Raw genomic sequence first — 14,860 nt, forward strand, 5'->3', positions numbered from 1 at the left:
CTAGCGCGATGCGAGTGATTAGGCTTCTGGTGATGCGGTGACGATCGCAGCCGCGTGGGGTTCGCCACTCGGTCCGCCCGGCCGCGACGACCAACTCAGCAGCAGTGGCTGACCAGGAGGCAAGCAGTGAACAGGGATCGGTCCGACTACAACGGCGGCGGCCCGTCCTCTGACGGGGACGAGCAGGAGACCGAACTCACCGGTGAGTTCGAAATCGTCTACACGCCTCCCGCCTGGTACGCCCCGAAGCCGAACGACGAACCGAGCAACCCCGGGCCTGCCTCACCGCAGCCTCCGCCGCCGACCGGATCGCCCGCCGTGCCGTCCTCCGGACCACCCGGCGTTCCCGCACCGCAGGCTCCCCCACCGAGCGCTCCCGCGCCGGCCCAGCCGTACACCTATCGGGCACCCGCACCGCAGCAACCCACGTCGGACGCGCCCGGCGCGAACCAGCCCGGCACGGGTGGCACCGACGGCTACGGGTATCCGCAGCCGGCCCAGCCGCAGTCCGGCCAGCCACAACCGGCCCAACCGCAGCCCGCCCCACCGCAGTCCAGCCAGCCGCAGCCCGCCCAGCCGCCAGCGCCCCAGCCTCCGCAGCAGCAGCCGGGCACCGCCGCGCCCGCGACCGGAGACACCGCGGCGCCGGGCGGATACGGCTACCCCCAGCAGCAGCCGGGCCCGTCCGCCCCCGCCGCCGGAGACACCGCGGCGCCCGGCGGGTACGGCTACCCCCAGCAGCAGCCGGGCCCGTCCGCCCCCGCGACCGGAGAGACCCCGCCGCCCGGCGGATACGGCTACCCCCAGCAGGCGTCAGCCAGCGTGCCCCAGCAGCGCCAGGACACCTCGGGCGGTCACGTACCGGCGCAGCAGCAGCCGTCGACCCCGCCTCCCGCAGCGCCCGGTTTCCCGGTGCTGCGTCCGGTCGACGAGGACTCCCAGGGCAGCCCGTCCCAGGCCGCCGCCCCCGCGGCGAGCGCCCCCGACGAGCCCGCCCCCGGTGAGCCGCTGCCCGACCTCAACCACGCCGCCGCCGACGCCGAGGCCGCGCGGCTGTTCGGCGAGGCCTCCGACGGCGAGGAGCCGGCAGAGGAGCGCGGCGACGAGGCCGAGGCGGACGGCTCCGCCGGGTCGGCGCCCGAGGCGGACGGTTCGGCCGAAACGGACGGTACGGACGGCCAGGGCGCTGCGGTCGTTCAGCCCGACGCGGGCGCCTCCGCGCAGACGGACGCCGACGCAGCGTCAGCTACGGCGGAAGCAGGACCGGAGGCCGAGGCTCAGCCCCCCGCTCCCGAAGCCCCGCCGGCGGCCCCTCAGGGGCAGCCGCAGGGTGACCCCGCCATGCCGGCCCCCATGCCCCAGGCCGGCCAGGCGATTCCGCCGCTGCCGCCGGGCTACGTGCCCGCGCAGCCTGCCCAGGGAGTACCGCAGCAGGCAGGACAGGGCGTACCGCAGCAGCAGGCACCCCAGCCCGCCGGCTACGGCTACCCCCAGAACAACCCCGCACAGCCGCCGCACCAGCCCCCGCACCAGGCCCCACCCCAGGGCGCGTTCGGCCCGGTCCAGCCGCCGGCCGCGGCCCCGGCCCAGCAGCCCGGCTACCCGGCACAGGGCGGACACCCGGCACCGGTCGACCCACGACAGGCGCCCCAGCCGCCTCACGCCCCGCAGCCGCAACCGGGCCACCCGCAGGCCCCCGGATACGGCTACCCCCAGCAGCCGGGCCAGCCCGGACAGCCCCAGCCCGACGGATACGGCTACCCCCAGAACCCGGCACAGCCTCCCCAAGGACAGCCGCAGCCCCAACCCCAGCCCGGCTACGGCTACCCGCAGGCACCCCAGCCGCCGCAGCAGCCCTCGCCCTACCAGCAGCCGCAGCCCCAGCAGCCCGCCCCGAACCAACAGCCCCCGGCCCAGCCGCAGCCCCAGCAGCAGACGCCCCCGCAGGCGCCCCAGCAGCAGCACCCCACAACCCCCTCCGCCCCCTACGGCAACCACCCCAACCCGGGCAACCAGGGCTGGACCGCCCCACCCGGCCCTCAGTCCGGCCCCGGCGCCCCCCAGCAGCAGCAAGCCGCCCCCGGCACTCCCCTCGGCTACAACGCCGCCGTCGAGCTGTCCTCCGACCGCCTCCTGCGCAACCAGCCCAAGGCCCGTAAGAACAACCAGGGCCCGTCCCGCTTCAAGCTCGGCGCCAAGAAGGAGGCGGCGGAGCGGGAGCGGAAGCTGGGGCTGATCCGTACGCCGGTGATGTCCTGCTACCGGATCGCGGTGATCAGCCTCAAGGGCGGCGTCGGCAAGACCACGACGACCATGTCGCTGGGCGCCACGCTCGCCACCGAGCGGCAGGACAAGATCCTGGCGATCGACGCCAACCCGGATGCCGGCACCCTCGGCCGACGGGTCCGGCGCGAGACCGGCGCGACCATCCGCGACCTGGTGCAGGCGATCCCGCAGCTGAACAGCTACATGGACATCCGCCGCTTCACCTCGCAGGCACCGTCCGGCCTCGAGATCATCGCCAACGACGTGGACCCGGCCGTCTCCACCACCTTCAACGACCAGGACTACCGCAGCGCGCTCGACGTGCTGGGCCGCCAGTACCCGATCATCCTCACGGACTCGGGCACGGGTCTGCTGTACAGCGCGATGCGCGGAGTGCTGGACCTCGCCGACCAGTTGATCATCATCTCCACGCCGTCGGTGGACGGTGCGAGCAGCGCCTCGACGACGCTGGACTGGCTGTCGGCGAACGGCTTCGCCGATCTCGTGCAGCGGTCGGTCACCGTGATCTCCGGTGTCCGTGAGACGGGCAAGATGATCAAGGTGGAGGACATCGTCGCGCACTTCGAGACCCGCTGCCGCGGTGTCGTGGTGATCCCGTTCGACGAGCACCTCGCGGCGGGCGCCGAGGTGGACCTCGACATGATGCGGCCGAAGACCCGCGAGGCCTACTTCGACCTCGCCGCCCTCATCGCCGAGGACATCGCGCGGACGCAGCAGGGCTTCGGCAACCCGCACATGCAGTACCAGCAGCCCCAGCAGGGCTACCCGCCCCAGCAGCACCCCCAGCAGCCCTATCCGCAGCAGGGCGGCGCCCCCCAGCCGGGCCAGGAGTGGCAGCAGCCTCCGCAGCAGCCCGGACAGCCCGGACCGGACCAGGGATGGCAGCAGCAACAGCAGCCCGCGCCGCCGCCCCAGGCTCCGCAGCAGGGCGGCGTACCGCCGGGCTGGACCCAGCAGTAGAAGGCAGCAACGCCTGAGGGCCGGCACCACAAAGGTGCCGGCCCTCAGGCGTTCCCGCAGTTCCCGCAGTTCCCGCCGGGATCAGACGGCAGGACCACCCTCCGCGGCCCCGATCAGGTCACGACAGCGCTTCACATCGCCCGCCATGGCCTCCAGCAGGGCCTCCAGCGAGTCGAACTTCCGCTGCCCGCGCACATAGGCGAGGAAGTCCACGGCCACATGCAGCCCGTACAGATCCAGCCCCACCCGGTCGATGGCGTACGCCTCCACCGTGCGCTCGGTGCCGTCGAACTGCGGGTTGGTGCCGACGGAGATCGCGGCCGGCATGGCCTCGCCCTGTGCGTGCAGCCAGCCCGCGTAGACGCCGTCGGCCGGGATGGCGGTGTGCGGGAGGGTCTCGACGTTCGCCGTGGGGAAGCCGAGTTCGCGGCCGCGCTGGGCGCCGCGGACGACCACGCCCTCGACGCGGTGCGGGCGGCCGAGGATCTCGGCGGCGCCCTCGACATCCCCTTCGGCGACCAGTCGGCGGGTCAGGGTCGACGAGAACGGCTGGCCGCCGCCCGCCTCACCGGACACGTACAGGTCGATCACCTCGACCTCGAAGTCGTAGACCTTGCCCTGCTCGGCGAGGAACTCCACGTTGCCCGCGGCCTTGTGGCCGAAGCGGAAGTTGGGGCCTTCGACGACCGCCTTGGCGTGCAGCTTGTCGACCAGGACCTTGACGACGAAGTCGGCGGGCGACAGCTTCGAGAACTCGGTAGTGAAGGGGAGGATCAGCACCGCGTCCACGCCCAGCTCGCCCATCAGGTCGGCGCGGCGGTGGTGCGGGGCGAGCAGCGGCGGGTGGCTGCCGGGGCGGACGACCTCGCTGGGGTGCGGGTCGAAGGTGACGACCACGGAGGGGACGCCCAGCTCGCGGGCGCGCTCCACGGCATGCCGGATGATCAGCTGGTGTCCGCGGTGAACTCCGTCGTAGGACCCGATGGTGACGACGCTGCGCCCCCAGTCCTGGGGGATGTCCTCCAAGCCACGCCAGCGCTGCACTGTGTCTGCTCCTTGTTCGCACACTCGTCGAACCCGTGTCCGTGTCTGTGCCTGTTCCTACGCAGGTCTAAGGGTGCCATGCCGCGTCCACCCGGCCCGCATCGGCATCTGGGCTGTGACAGGGCGCACGCTCACACCGGGACGCGGACACCTGCCAGGTTCTCGATCATGCGGCGCGCGCTGGGGCCGACGACCGCCGCCCATTCCGCGGGCGCGTCGGTGAGCCAGCCCGCGACCAGCGCGGCGAAGCCCGGGACATGGCGGCCCAGGTCGACCAGACCGCGGTCGAAGCGGGCCGCGCCGTCCGGGGTGCGGACGAGGAGGAGGCCGATGTGGCGGACCAGGTCCCGCAGGTCGGGCCCGCCGTGCCGGGCGGCGGCGTGCAGGAGGGCGTCAAGGACGGCCGGGGTGTGCTCGTGGGCCAGCAGGAAGTCGAGCAGTTCGCGGCGCAGGGGGCGGGAGGCGGGGGTGCCGCGAGCGGCCAATACGGTGGCCAGCGCGGCCCGCACCTGATCGGGACCGCCGTCCAGCAGACCGGTGACCAGCGGAAACAGTACGGAACGGGCGACCGGCCCCTGGTCGAGCCGCCGGTCGACGTACGCCGCCACGTCCGCCGCAGTCTCCGGACGCCGCTGCACCGCCTCCCGTACGAGGCCCGCGACCCGGCGCGCCAAGGTCGGCGTCGTGACATCGGCGAGCGTACGCAGCGCCTCCCCGCCGCCCGGCAGCCGCAGCCGCTCCCGGAAGGCGTCCAGCACCGGATCCGGGTGGGTCGCGAGGGCACCGACCAGCGCGCTGGGCGGGACGTGCGGGTCTCCGGACGCGAAGTGCCGTAGCGCCAGCGGGAGATGACGGGCCCGGGCGCGCGGATCCCGGACGAGGAGAGCGAGCGCGCCGCCGCGCAGGGTGCGGTCGGCGGGGTGGGCGAGCAGGGCGAGGGCGGCATAGCGGAGCAGTTCGCGGTCGGCCTCCGTACGTACATGGGGCGCGGCCCGCAGCCCGTACACCGCCGCCGCGGCCCGCCGCGCCGGCCGCCCGTCGTGCGCCCACCGGTCGACGGCCCGGCACACCGCCGACGGCTCGTCCTCCGCCAGCACGTCCAGCAGCTCCTCGGCACGGCGGTGCGCGCAGTCGACGAGCACCTCCATCAGGTCGTCCAGGGCCCGGTGCCGATGCGTGTGCAGCAGCGCCTGCGCCGCCTTCGCGACGGTCGCGTGCGGGGTGGCGGGCAGCGGGCGCTCGTCGTCAAACCAGCGGGTGAGATGCGGTTGTACGGCGGTGGGGGCGGCGGCGAGCAGGTGGGCGGCGGCGTCCAGGTAGCGGGGGCCGTCGGTGTCGTCCGGGGCGGGGTCGGCGAGGAGGAGCCGGCGCAGGAGGTCGAAGCGGGTGACCTCCGGCAGGGCGAGGGCGGTCCAGAAGGCGGGGCCGAAGTCGCCCGGAACGGTGGGGTGTTGCCGGCGCCACGCGACGACTCGGTCGGCGAGCAGCCGTAGGACACCCGTGTACGGCGTCGCGTCGGGTACCCGGGGCAGGACCTCGGTGAGGAGGCGGGCGGGCCACCAGGCGTGCGGGTCGGTGTCCACGGCGTCGACCAACTCCTGGAGGCGGGCGGCGAGTTCGGGGGCGCCTTGGTGGCGGGCGAGGTGGAGCAGGGACTGGACGACCGGGCCGATGCGGTGGTGTGGGTCCTGCGGGTGTCTGGTCAGGGTGCGCAGGGCTTCGTCCAGGTCTAGGTGCATGCCCTGGATCCAGTCGGCGAGTTCCTCGTGGGCGAAGCGGTAGCCGGGGCCGGTGGGGATGAGGAGGCCCTCGGTGAGGACGGCGGGGGCCCAGCCGGAACCGTGGGGGAACAGGGCCTCGAACGACTCCCGGTCCAGTTCGCCCTCGCCCGGGCCGAGGCTGTGGCGGGCGGCTTCGTGGATACGGCCGGCGACTTTTGCGGCGAGTCTGCGGACGGCTGTGCCGTGCAGGTTGGCTTCGGTGGCGAGGTGGGTGGCGATGCGGAGGCTCATCAGGTCTAGGTAGGCCGTGAAGACGTCGTTGCGGTCGAGGGGGGTGGTGGGGCTGGGGGTGTGGGTTTGGGCGTGGGCGTCGGGGAGGGCTGACTGGACCTCGGAGAGGAGGCGGAGGGTGAGGGGGTGGTGGGTGTCGGGGGTGGTGAGGGTGCCTTCGGGGATGGCGTAGCGGGTGCGGGCTTGGGCTGCCTCGTCGTCGGTGAGGTCGCCCAGGTGGATGCAGGGTGGTAGGTGCGGGTGGGTGCGTGGTGGCCGTCCGGGTTTCTCGCCCCCGCCGCCCCTACCCGTCCCATCCTGAAGGGGCTCCGCCCCTTCGACCCCGCCAAGGGGCTTCGCCCCCTGGACCCCCGATCGGCCTTCGGCCTCGTCCTCAAACGCCGGACGGGCTGAGTTGTGCAGCAGGGCTGCCGGGAAGGTGCGGCCCGCCGTCTCCCAGTACTCCTCCCTGCACGCCAGCACCAACTGCGCCCCCGTCTCCCGCAGCCACCTCACCGTTCCCTCCGTCCACTCGGGGAGTCGGTCAGCCAGGGACTGGGGCATGTGCTCCGGGTCGTCCAAGAGGAGGAGCAGGGGGCGGTCGGCCTCGCGGGCCACCTGGGCCAGGTGTTCCGGGGTGGCTGTTCGGGGCGCTTGTTGGAGGGTGCGGCGGGCTGCGTCTGCGATCGACGTGTCTTCGGGGTGGAGGTCGGCGCCTCGGAGCCAGAGGGTGGGGGCTTGGTGGCGGCGGGTGGCCAGGGAGGCCAGTTCTGTGGTGCGGCCGGTGCCCGGTGGGCCGACGAGGGCGAGGACGGAGGTCGATGACTGGGTGAAGGCGGCGAACTCCCTTGCCGTCGCCGTCCGTTCGACCGGTTCGACCGGGCTCGGCGGGGTGGTCTGCCTGCGCGAGGTGGCCGTGAGGTGCAGGGCTCCGGCCAGGTTGAGGTCGGGGCCGTAGGCGGGGACCGTCGCCGCGTTGCCGGCCAGCAGGTCGGCCAGTGGGCCTTCGGTGGTGCGGCGCAGGGGGGCCGCGAACCCCACGTCGCGGTGGCCGGACTGGAGGGCCGTGCCGAGGACGCCGAGGACCGCGCCGGTCGTGGCGTCGAGGACCGGTCCCCCGGCCGCGCCGCCGCCGAGGCGGAGTGCGTCGCGGCCGGCGGTGCCGATCGCCAACTCCAGGGCGCCGTCGAGGAGATGGAAGCGGTCGGTGGCCGTGTACGTCACGGCGGTGACGTCGAGGACGCGGGCCTCGCGCCAGCATCCGGCGAGGAGGCGGACGTATCGGCCGGTCTCGACCGTGTCCCGGACCGAGACGGGGAGCGGGTCGACGCCGAGGCCCTCGGTGTGGACGAGGGCCAGGTTCAGGGCGGGCAGCGGGGTGACGGCGTCGGCGGTCAGCAGGCAGGTGCGGTCGTCGGGGGCGTGGACCACGATCCGGGTCAGGCCGTCCACGACTTCGTGACTGGTGACGACCGTGCCCTGGTGGTCGGCGACGAATCCCGTGCCGCGCGGGCGTCCCGCCAAGTCGTGGATGCGGACGAGGACTTCGTCGCGCCCGCGCTCCGCGCCCGCCTCGTCGCCCGCGCCGCTCGGCGTCCGGCGTCCGCCTCCGGTCCGCGGGCCCCGTCCCGCCATGGTCGAACCTCCCCGCGTCCACCCGTGCTCGTATTCGACCGTAGGCACAAGATGATCAGCGGGACAGATCGCGCCGCGAACGCGCCCCCTTCCGCTCCCTCGGTTCACTCCGAGCGCCTGCCCGGACGGGTGAATAGAAAGGGGCCGGTGGATACACCCTAGGGGTGGGGGAACCGAGGGGGACCGTGGAGCGGCGTGCAGAGTACGACCCCGTGCCCGCCGCTCCACGGGCAGCCAAGGAAAAAGGGCTGATCAGCAAAAGGGCTGATCAGCCGAAGACGGCGAGGCTCTTCGCCTTGCCCTTCTGCTCCTCGACGAGCGCGAGGAATTGGCCGTCGGCGTCGAACACGGCCACGGCGCCCCTGCCCGCGTACTCGTCGGGCATCTCCAGCCGTACGCCGTTCATCAGCAGCCGGGCCCGCCTGGCGTCCACGTCCCAGCGGGGGAACGCCGCCGCGGCGGCCTCGGCGATCGGCATCACGGTCAGCTCCTCCTGGAGCTGGTCCAGGGTCCGGGCCGAGTCCAGTTTGTACGGTCCGACGCGCGTCCGGCGCAGCGCGGTGAGGTGTCCGCCGACGCCCAGGTCGGCGCCCAGGTCACGGGCGAGCGCCCGGATGTAGGTGCCGGACGAGCAGACCACCGAGACGACCAGGTCGAGCACGGGGGTGCCGTCCTCGGCGACGGCGTCCCGGATGTCGTACACGGCGAAGGACGAGACGGTGACCGGCCTGGCCGGGATCTCGAAGTCCTCGCCGTCGCGGGCCCGTTTGTAGGACCGCACGCCGTCGATCTTGATGGCGCTGACCTTGGACGGCACCTGCATGATGGCGCCGGTGAGCTTGGCGATCCCGGCGTCGACGGCGTCGCGGGTGACCTTCGAGGCGTCGGCCGACCCCGTGATCTCGCCCTCGGCGTCGTCGGTGAGGGTCGTCTGCCCGAGGCGGATCGTGCCGAGGTACTCCTTCTCGGTCAGCGCGAGGTGGCCGAGGAGCTTGGTGGCCTTCTCGACGCCGAGGACGAGCACGCCCGTCGCCATGGGGTCGAGGGTGCCGGCGTGGCCGACACGTCGTGTCCTCGCGATGCCGCGCATCTTGGCGACGACGTCGTGCGAGGTGAAGCCCGACGGCTTGTCGACGATGACAAGGCCGTCGGGCGTCCGGTTCTTCTGCGTCATTCGGCGGCGTCGTCCTCGTCGTCACCCGGCTTCTTGTACGGATCCGCGTCACCGGCGTACGCGGCGCCCGCGGACACCTCGCGCACCTTCTCGTCGGAGGCACGCGCCTTGTCGAGGAGGTCCTCGATGTTCTTGGCGGTGTCCGGAAGGGCGTCCGCGACGAAGGCGAGGGTCGGCGTGAACTTCACGCCCGCAGCCGCACCCACCGCGGAGCGCAGGACGCCCTTGGCGCTCTCCAGGCCGGCCGCTGCGGCGGCCCGCTCCTCGTCGTCGCCGTACACGGTGTAGAAGACGGTCGCCTCCCGCAGGTCGCCCGTCACCCGGGTGTCCGTGATGGTGACGTGCGAGCCGAGCCGCGGGTCCTTGATCCCACGCTGCAGCTTCTGGGCCACCACCTCTCGGATGAGGTCCGCCAGCCTCTTGGCGCGCGCGTTGTCGGCCACTGGTCCGTCTCCCGTTCTTTCCTGTCTTGGTTCTCTAGGTCAGTCGTCGTCGCCGCGGATCCGCCGTCTCACCGACAGCAGTTCCACTTCGGGGCGTCCGGCGACCAGCCGCTCGCACCGGTCCAGTACGTCGGTCAGATGCCCCGCGTCGCCGGACACCATCGCGAGGCCGATGAGGGCCCTGCGATGCAGGTCCATGTGATCCACCTCCGCCGCGCTCACGGCGTACTTCCGCTGCAGCTCTGCGACGATCGGGCGGACTACGGAGCGCTTCTCCTTCAGCGACCGTATGTCGCCGAGGAGCAGGTCGAAGGACAGCGTCCCCACGTACATGTTTTTGACCGGTTCACCCGCCGGTACGGGATCGGTGCCCCGCGGCTTTGATGGGCGGGGCTTCAAGAACGGTACCGTGCCCGTGCCGGGGGCTCGAAACGGTTTTGCCGGGGGCTGCGCCCCGGCTCCCGCGTTGTCGCCGTGCGGATGGCTCTTGTCGTGCTGGTGCGGGTGGTCTGTGGCTTGTCGCGCCCACGCGGCGGAGCCGCATATTCATACAGCCCCGCGCCCCTGGAGGGCGTTGCAGACCCCGGCGTTACAACGTGCCGCCCGGCGGGACCGAGGTCCCGCCGGGCGGCACGCACCGTCGGCTATTACACCCGCGGCTTCTCCCGCATCTCGTACGTCGCGATGACGTCGTCGACCTTGATGTCGTTGAAGTTGCCGAGGTTGATACCGCCCTCGAACCCTTCGCGGATCTCGGTGACGTCGTCCTTGAAGCGACGCAGGCCCTCGATGTTGAGGTTCTCCGCGATGACCTTGCCGTCGCGGACGAGGCGTGCCTTGGTGTTGCGCTTGACCTCGCCGGAGCGGATGAGCACACCGGCGATGTTGCCCAGCTTGGACGACTTGAAGACCTCGCGGATCTCCGCCGTACCGAGCTCGACCTCTTCGTACTCCGGCTTGAGCATGCCCTTGAGGGCCGCCTCGATCTCCTCGATCGCCTGGTAGATGACCGAGTAGTACCGGACGTCCACGCCCTCGCGCTCGGCCATCTGCGCGGCACGGCCGGCCGCACGGACGTTGAAGCCGATCACGATGGCGTCCGAGCCCATCGCCAGGTCGATGTCCGACTCCGTGACCGCACCGACGCCGCGGTGCAGGACGCGGATGTCGACCTCTTCGCCGACGTCCAGCTGGAGCAGGGAGGACTCGAGAGCCTCGACGGAACCAGAAGCGTCACCCTTGATGATGAGGTTGAGCTGCTGGACCTCGCCGGCCTTGAGCACCTTGTCCAGGTCCTCGAGCGAGACGCGGCGCGTGCGCTTGGCGAAGGCCGCGTTGCGCTCGCGGGCGGCACGCTTCTCGGCGATCTGCCGGGCCGTGCGGTCCTCCTCGACGACGAGGAAGTTGTCGCCCGCGCCCGGGACGTTGGTCAGGCCCAGGACCTGGACCGGCGTCGACGGACCCGCCTCGGCGACGTTGTTGCCGTTGTCGTCGTGCATCGCCCGGACTCGGCCGTACGCGTCGCCGACCACCATGGTGTCGCCGACCCGCAGCGTGCCGCGCTGGACGAGGACCGTCGACACGGCACCGCGGCCGCGGTCGAGACGGGACTCGATCGCGATGCCCTGCGCGTCCTGGTTCGGGTTGGCCCGCAGGTCGAGCGAGGCGTCGGCCGTGAGGACCACGGCCTCCAGCAGGGAGTCGATGTTCAGACCCTGCTTGGCGGAGATGTCGACGAACATCGTCTCGCCGCCGTACTCCTCGGCCACCAGCCCGTACTCGGTCAGCTGACCGCGGACCTTGGTCGGGTCGGCGCCCTCGACGTCGATCTTGTTGACCGCGACGACGATCGGGACCTCGGCCGCCTTGGCGTGGTTGAGGGCTTCGATCGTCTGCGGCATGACACCGTCGTTGGCCGCGACGACCAGGATGGCGATGTCGGTCGACCGGGCACCACGGGCACGCATGGCGGTGAACGCCTCGTGACCCGGGGTGTCGATGAAGGTGATCTTGCGCTCTTCGTCGTTGACCTCGGTCGCGACCTGGTAGGCACCGATGTGCTGGGTGATGCCGCCGGCCTCGCCCGCGATGACGTTCGTCTTGCGGATGGCGTCGAGGAGCCGGGTCTTACCGTGGTCGACGTGACCCATGACGGTCACCACCGGCGGACGGATGACGAGGTCTTCCTCGCCGCCCTCGTCCTCGCCGAACTCGATGTCGAAGGACTCGAGCAGCTCGCGGTCCTCCTCCTCGGGGCTGACGATCTGAACCGTGTAGTTCATCTCGCCGGCGAGGAGCTCCAGCGTCTCGTCGGAGACGGACTGGGTGGCCGTGACCATTTCGCCGAGGTTCATCATGACCGCGACGAGGGACGCCGGGTTGGCGTTGATCTTCTCCGCGAAGTCGGTGAGGGAGGCACCGCGCGACAGGCGAACGGTCTCGCCGTTGCCGCGAGGCAGCATCACGCCGCCGACCGACGGGGCCTGCATGGCCTCGTACTCCTGGCGCCTCTGCCGCTTCGACTTGCGACCGCGACGCGCGGGACCGCCGGGACGGCCGAAGGCGCCCTGCGTGCCACCACGGCCACCGGGACCGCCGGGACGGCCGCCGAAGCCGGGACGGCCACCGCCGCCACCACCGGGACCGCCGGGACGACCGGCGAAGCCGCCGCCGCCACCGCCGGGACCTGCGGGACGACCGGCGAAGCCGCCACCGCCGCCGCCACCGGGACGACCGGCGAAGCCGCCGCCGCCACCGGGACGACCGCCGCCACCGCCACCGGGACGACCGCCGCCGCCACCGGGACCGCGGCCGCCGGGGCCACCGCCACCGGGACGCGGGCCCGCCGCGGGACGCTGCGGCATCATGCCGGGGTTCGGACGGTTGCCGCCCGGACCGCCGGGGCCGCCGCCGGGACGGGGACCGCCCTGCGGACGGGGCATGCCCGACGGGCTCGGACGGTTACCGCCCGGAGCCTGCGGACGGGGACCGCCGCCAGCCGCGCCCTGGGGACGCGGACCGCCCTGGCCGGCACCCTGCGGACGCGGGGCACCCGGGCCGCCGGGACCACCGGGGCGCGGAGCACCGCCCGGACGGGGCGCCTGCGGGCGCGCCATGCCGGTGGAGCCGCCGGAGGTGAAGGGGTTGTTGCCCGGACGGGGACCGGCCGGACGAGCGCCCGGACGCGGAGCCTGTCCACCAGGACGCGGAGCCTGGCCGCCGGGACGCTGGCCACCGGGACGGTCGCCACGGTCACCGCGGCGCTCACCGGGGCCGGTCGGACGGGCAGCGGGCTTCGGCGCACCGGGACGCGGTGCGGACGACGGGGCGGGAGCCGACGGCGGAGCGGTGAACTCCGGGGTCGTGGGCGCTGCCGGGGCCGGACGCGGCGCGGGCTTGGGGCCCGGCGTCGCCGGGCGCGGACCCGGGGCGGCGGCCGGCGCGGGCGCCGACGGAGTCTCGGCAGCGGGCTGCTCTGCCGCTGCGGGCTTGGGAGCCGGCGGCTTGGGAGCAGCCGGACGTGCCGCCTGCGCCGGAGAGGGCGCGGCGGGCCTGGGGGCAGCCTTCCTGGGGGCACCGGGCTTGGCGGCGGACTTGCCGTTGCCACCACCGGCCTGGAACGCGTCAGTCAGTTTGCGTACTACGGGCGCCTCGATCGTCGAGGACGCAGATCGGACAAATTCACCGAGTTCTTGGAGCTTGGCCATGACGACCTTGCTCTCCACCCCGAACTCCTTGGCGAGTTCGTATACCCGGACCTTAGCCACTTCGCTCCTTTTAGGTCCGGGTTGCGTCCGGACCGTCGCTACTTCATGGGCGTACTCATCGCGTGCTCATCGAGTGCTCATCGCAATCTCGACCTACTTCCAACTCGCGGGGTACCTGGGCCGCGCGGGGGTTCCGCACGACGCTTCTTACGGTGTCGCCTGCTCAGCAAGGTGCTGCTGGCAACCTTCTGTCTGCTCGACGTAGTGGCGCAACGCCTTTGTGTCGAGCGCTCCCGGGGCGCGCAGCGCCCGCGTGAACGCCCGGCGGCGTACCGCCAGGTCGAGACAGACCAGGGCGGGGTGTACATAGGCACCCCGGCCGGGCAGCGTACCGCGTGGATCAGGGACGCATGCATCCTTGATCGCCACGATGCGCAGCAGATCAGTCTTGGCCGCTCGCTTCCGGCACCCCACACAGGTGCGTTCAGGGCATGCGCGGGCTCGCGTCCGGCCAGACACTCTTAAGTCTACCTCCCCGTGCCGACCTCACCCCTTTGGGGCAAGAATCGAACGGTTCTTCACATGGATCTGTCGTGATCTAAGCGACGGGCGGCTTGGATCTATTCCCGGCCCTGCTCGGACGGCTGCTCGGTGTCCGGACGGATGTCGATCCGCCAGCCGGTGAGGCGGGCCGCGAGGCGGGCGTTCTGCCCTTCCTTGCCGATCGCCAGGGACAGCTGGTAGTCGGGCACGGTCACCCGGGCGGAGCGGGCGGCGAGGTCGACTACCTCCACCTTGGAGACCCTGGCCGGCGAGAGCGCGTTCGCCACCATCTCGGCCGGGTCGTCCGACCAGTCGACGATGTCGATCTTCTCGCCGTTCAGCTCGCCCATCACGGCGCGCACCCGGCCACCCATCGGGCCGATACAGGCGCCCTTGGGGTTCAGGCCGCTGCGGGTGGACCGTACGGCGATTTTCGTACGGTGGCCGGCCTCGCGGGCGATGGCGGCGATCTCCACCGATCCGTCGGCGATCTCGGGCACCTCCATGGCGAAGAGCTTCTTCACCAGATTGGGGTGCGTACGGGAGAGGGTGACGGAGGGGCCGCGGACGCCCTTGGCCACGCGTACGACGTACGACCGAAGCCGCATCCCGTGCGGATACGTCTCGCCGGGGACCTGCTCCTGCACCGGCAGGATGGCCTCCAGCCTGCCGATGTCGACGAGGACGTTCTTCGGGTCGCGGCCCTGCTGGACCACGCCGGTGACGATGTCGCCCTCGCGGCCCGCGTACTCGCCGAGCGTGGCGTCGTCCTCGGCGTCGCGCAGCCGCTGCAGGATGACCTGCTTGGCGGTGGTGGCGGCGATACGGCCGAAGCCGGACGGGGTGTCGTCGAACTCCCGGGGTTCCTGGCCCTCTTCGAGGTCCTCCGGGTCCTCCTTCGCCCACACGGTCACATGACCGGTCTCCCGGTCGAGCTGCACGCGCGCGTGGCGGCGGCTTCCCTCGGTGCGGTGGTAGGCGATGAGGAGGGCGGACTCGATCGCCTCGACCAGCAGGTCGAAGGAGATCTCCTTCTCCCGTACCAAGCCCCGCAGGGCACTCATGTCGATGTCCACG

9 protein-coding genes are annotated in these 14,860 nt (G+C 72.5%); 1 reads left to right on the top strand and 8 read right to left on the bottom strand.

From position 1 onward, the window contains the following. Positions 1 to 126 precede the first annotated feature (126 nt). Positions 127 to 3,246, top strand: coding sequence for an SCO5717 family growth-regulating ATPase (locus OG828_RS14910; protein WP_328501406.1), 3,120 nt, complete (start codon positions 127 to 129; stop codon positions 3,244 to 3,246). An 81-nt stretch (positions 3,247 to 3,327) separates the two neighbouring features. Here the strand turns inward: OG828_RS14910 and OG828_RS14915 are convergent, their stop codons facing one another. The 8 genes from OG828_RS14915 to nusA all read right to left on the bottom strand — a co-directional run bounded on the left by OG828_RS14915 (position 3,328) and on the right by nusA (position 14,859). After that, positions 3,328 to 4,290, bottom strand: a complete 963-nt coding sequence (locus OG828_RS14915) for a bifunctional riboflavin kinase/FAD synthetase (protein WP_210579019.1) — start codon at positions 4,288 to 4,290, stop codon at positions 3,328 to 3,330. A gap of 131 nt (positions 4,291 to 4,421) precedes the next feature. After that, the gene (locus OG828_RS14920; protein ID WP_328501407.1) at positions 4,422 to 7,916 is read right to left on the bottom strand and encodes a trypsin-like peptidase domain-containing protein; all 3,495 of its coding nucleotides are present in this window, start codon (positions 7,914 to 7,916) and stop codon (positions 4,422 to 4,424) included. Between the two features lie 268 nt (positions 7,917 to 8,184). Next, the gene (gene truB, locus OG828_RS14925) at positions 8,185 to 9,090 is read right to left on the bottom strand and encodes a tRNA pseudouridine(55) synthase TruB (protein ID WP_328501408.1); all 906 of its coding nucleotides are present in this window, start codon (positions 9,088 to 9,090) and stop codon (positions 8,185 to 8,187) included. Then, positions 9,087 to 9,533, bottom strand: a complete 447-nt coding sequence (rbfA, locus tag OG828_RS14930; protein WP_210579003.1) for a 30S ribosome-binding factor RbfA — start codon at positions 9,531 to 9,533, stop codon at positions 9,087 to 9,089. Before rbfA ends, truB begins: the two co-directional genes overlap by 4 nt. Before the next feature lie 39 nt (positions 9,534 to 9,572). Continuing rightward, the gene (locus OG828_RS14935; RefSeq protein ID WP_210579001.1) at positions 9,573 to 9,866 is read right to left on the bottom strand and encodes a DUF503 domain-containing protein; all 294 of its coding nucleotides are present in this window, start codon (positions 9,864 to 9,866) and stop codon (positions 9,573 to 9,575) included. A 314-nt stretch (positions 9,867 to 10,180) separates the two neighbouring features. Then, positions 10,181 to 13,300 (bottom strand): translation initiation factor IF-2, encoded by a 3,120-nt coding sequence (gene infB, locus OG828_RS14940; protein WP_328501409.1) that lies wholly within the window; start codon positions 13,298 to 13,300, stop codon positions 10,181 to 10,183. A 147-nt stretch (positions 13,301 to 13,447) separates the two neighbouring features. Then, positions 13,448 to 13,759: a YlxR family protein gene (locus OG828_RS14945; protein ID WP_210578998.1), complete on the bottom strand. Its 312-nt coding sequence runs from the start codon at positions 13,757 to 13,759 to the stop codon at positions 13,448 to 13,450. Positions 13,760 to 13,860: 101 nt separating this feature from the next. Beyond that, on the bottom strand, positions 13,861 to 14,859 hold the full coding sequence (gene nusA / locus OG828_RS14950; RefSeq protein ID WP_328355728.1) for a transcription termination factor NusA: 999 nt from the start codon (positions 14,857 to 14,859) through the stop codon (positions 13,861 to 13,863). Position 14,860 lies beyond the last annotated feature (1 nt).

This window comes from Streptomyces sp. NBC_00457 (assembly GCF_036014015.1).
Classification (GTDB): Bacteria; Actinomycetota; Actinomycetes; order Streptomycetales; family Streptomycetaceae; genus Streptomyces.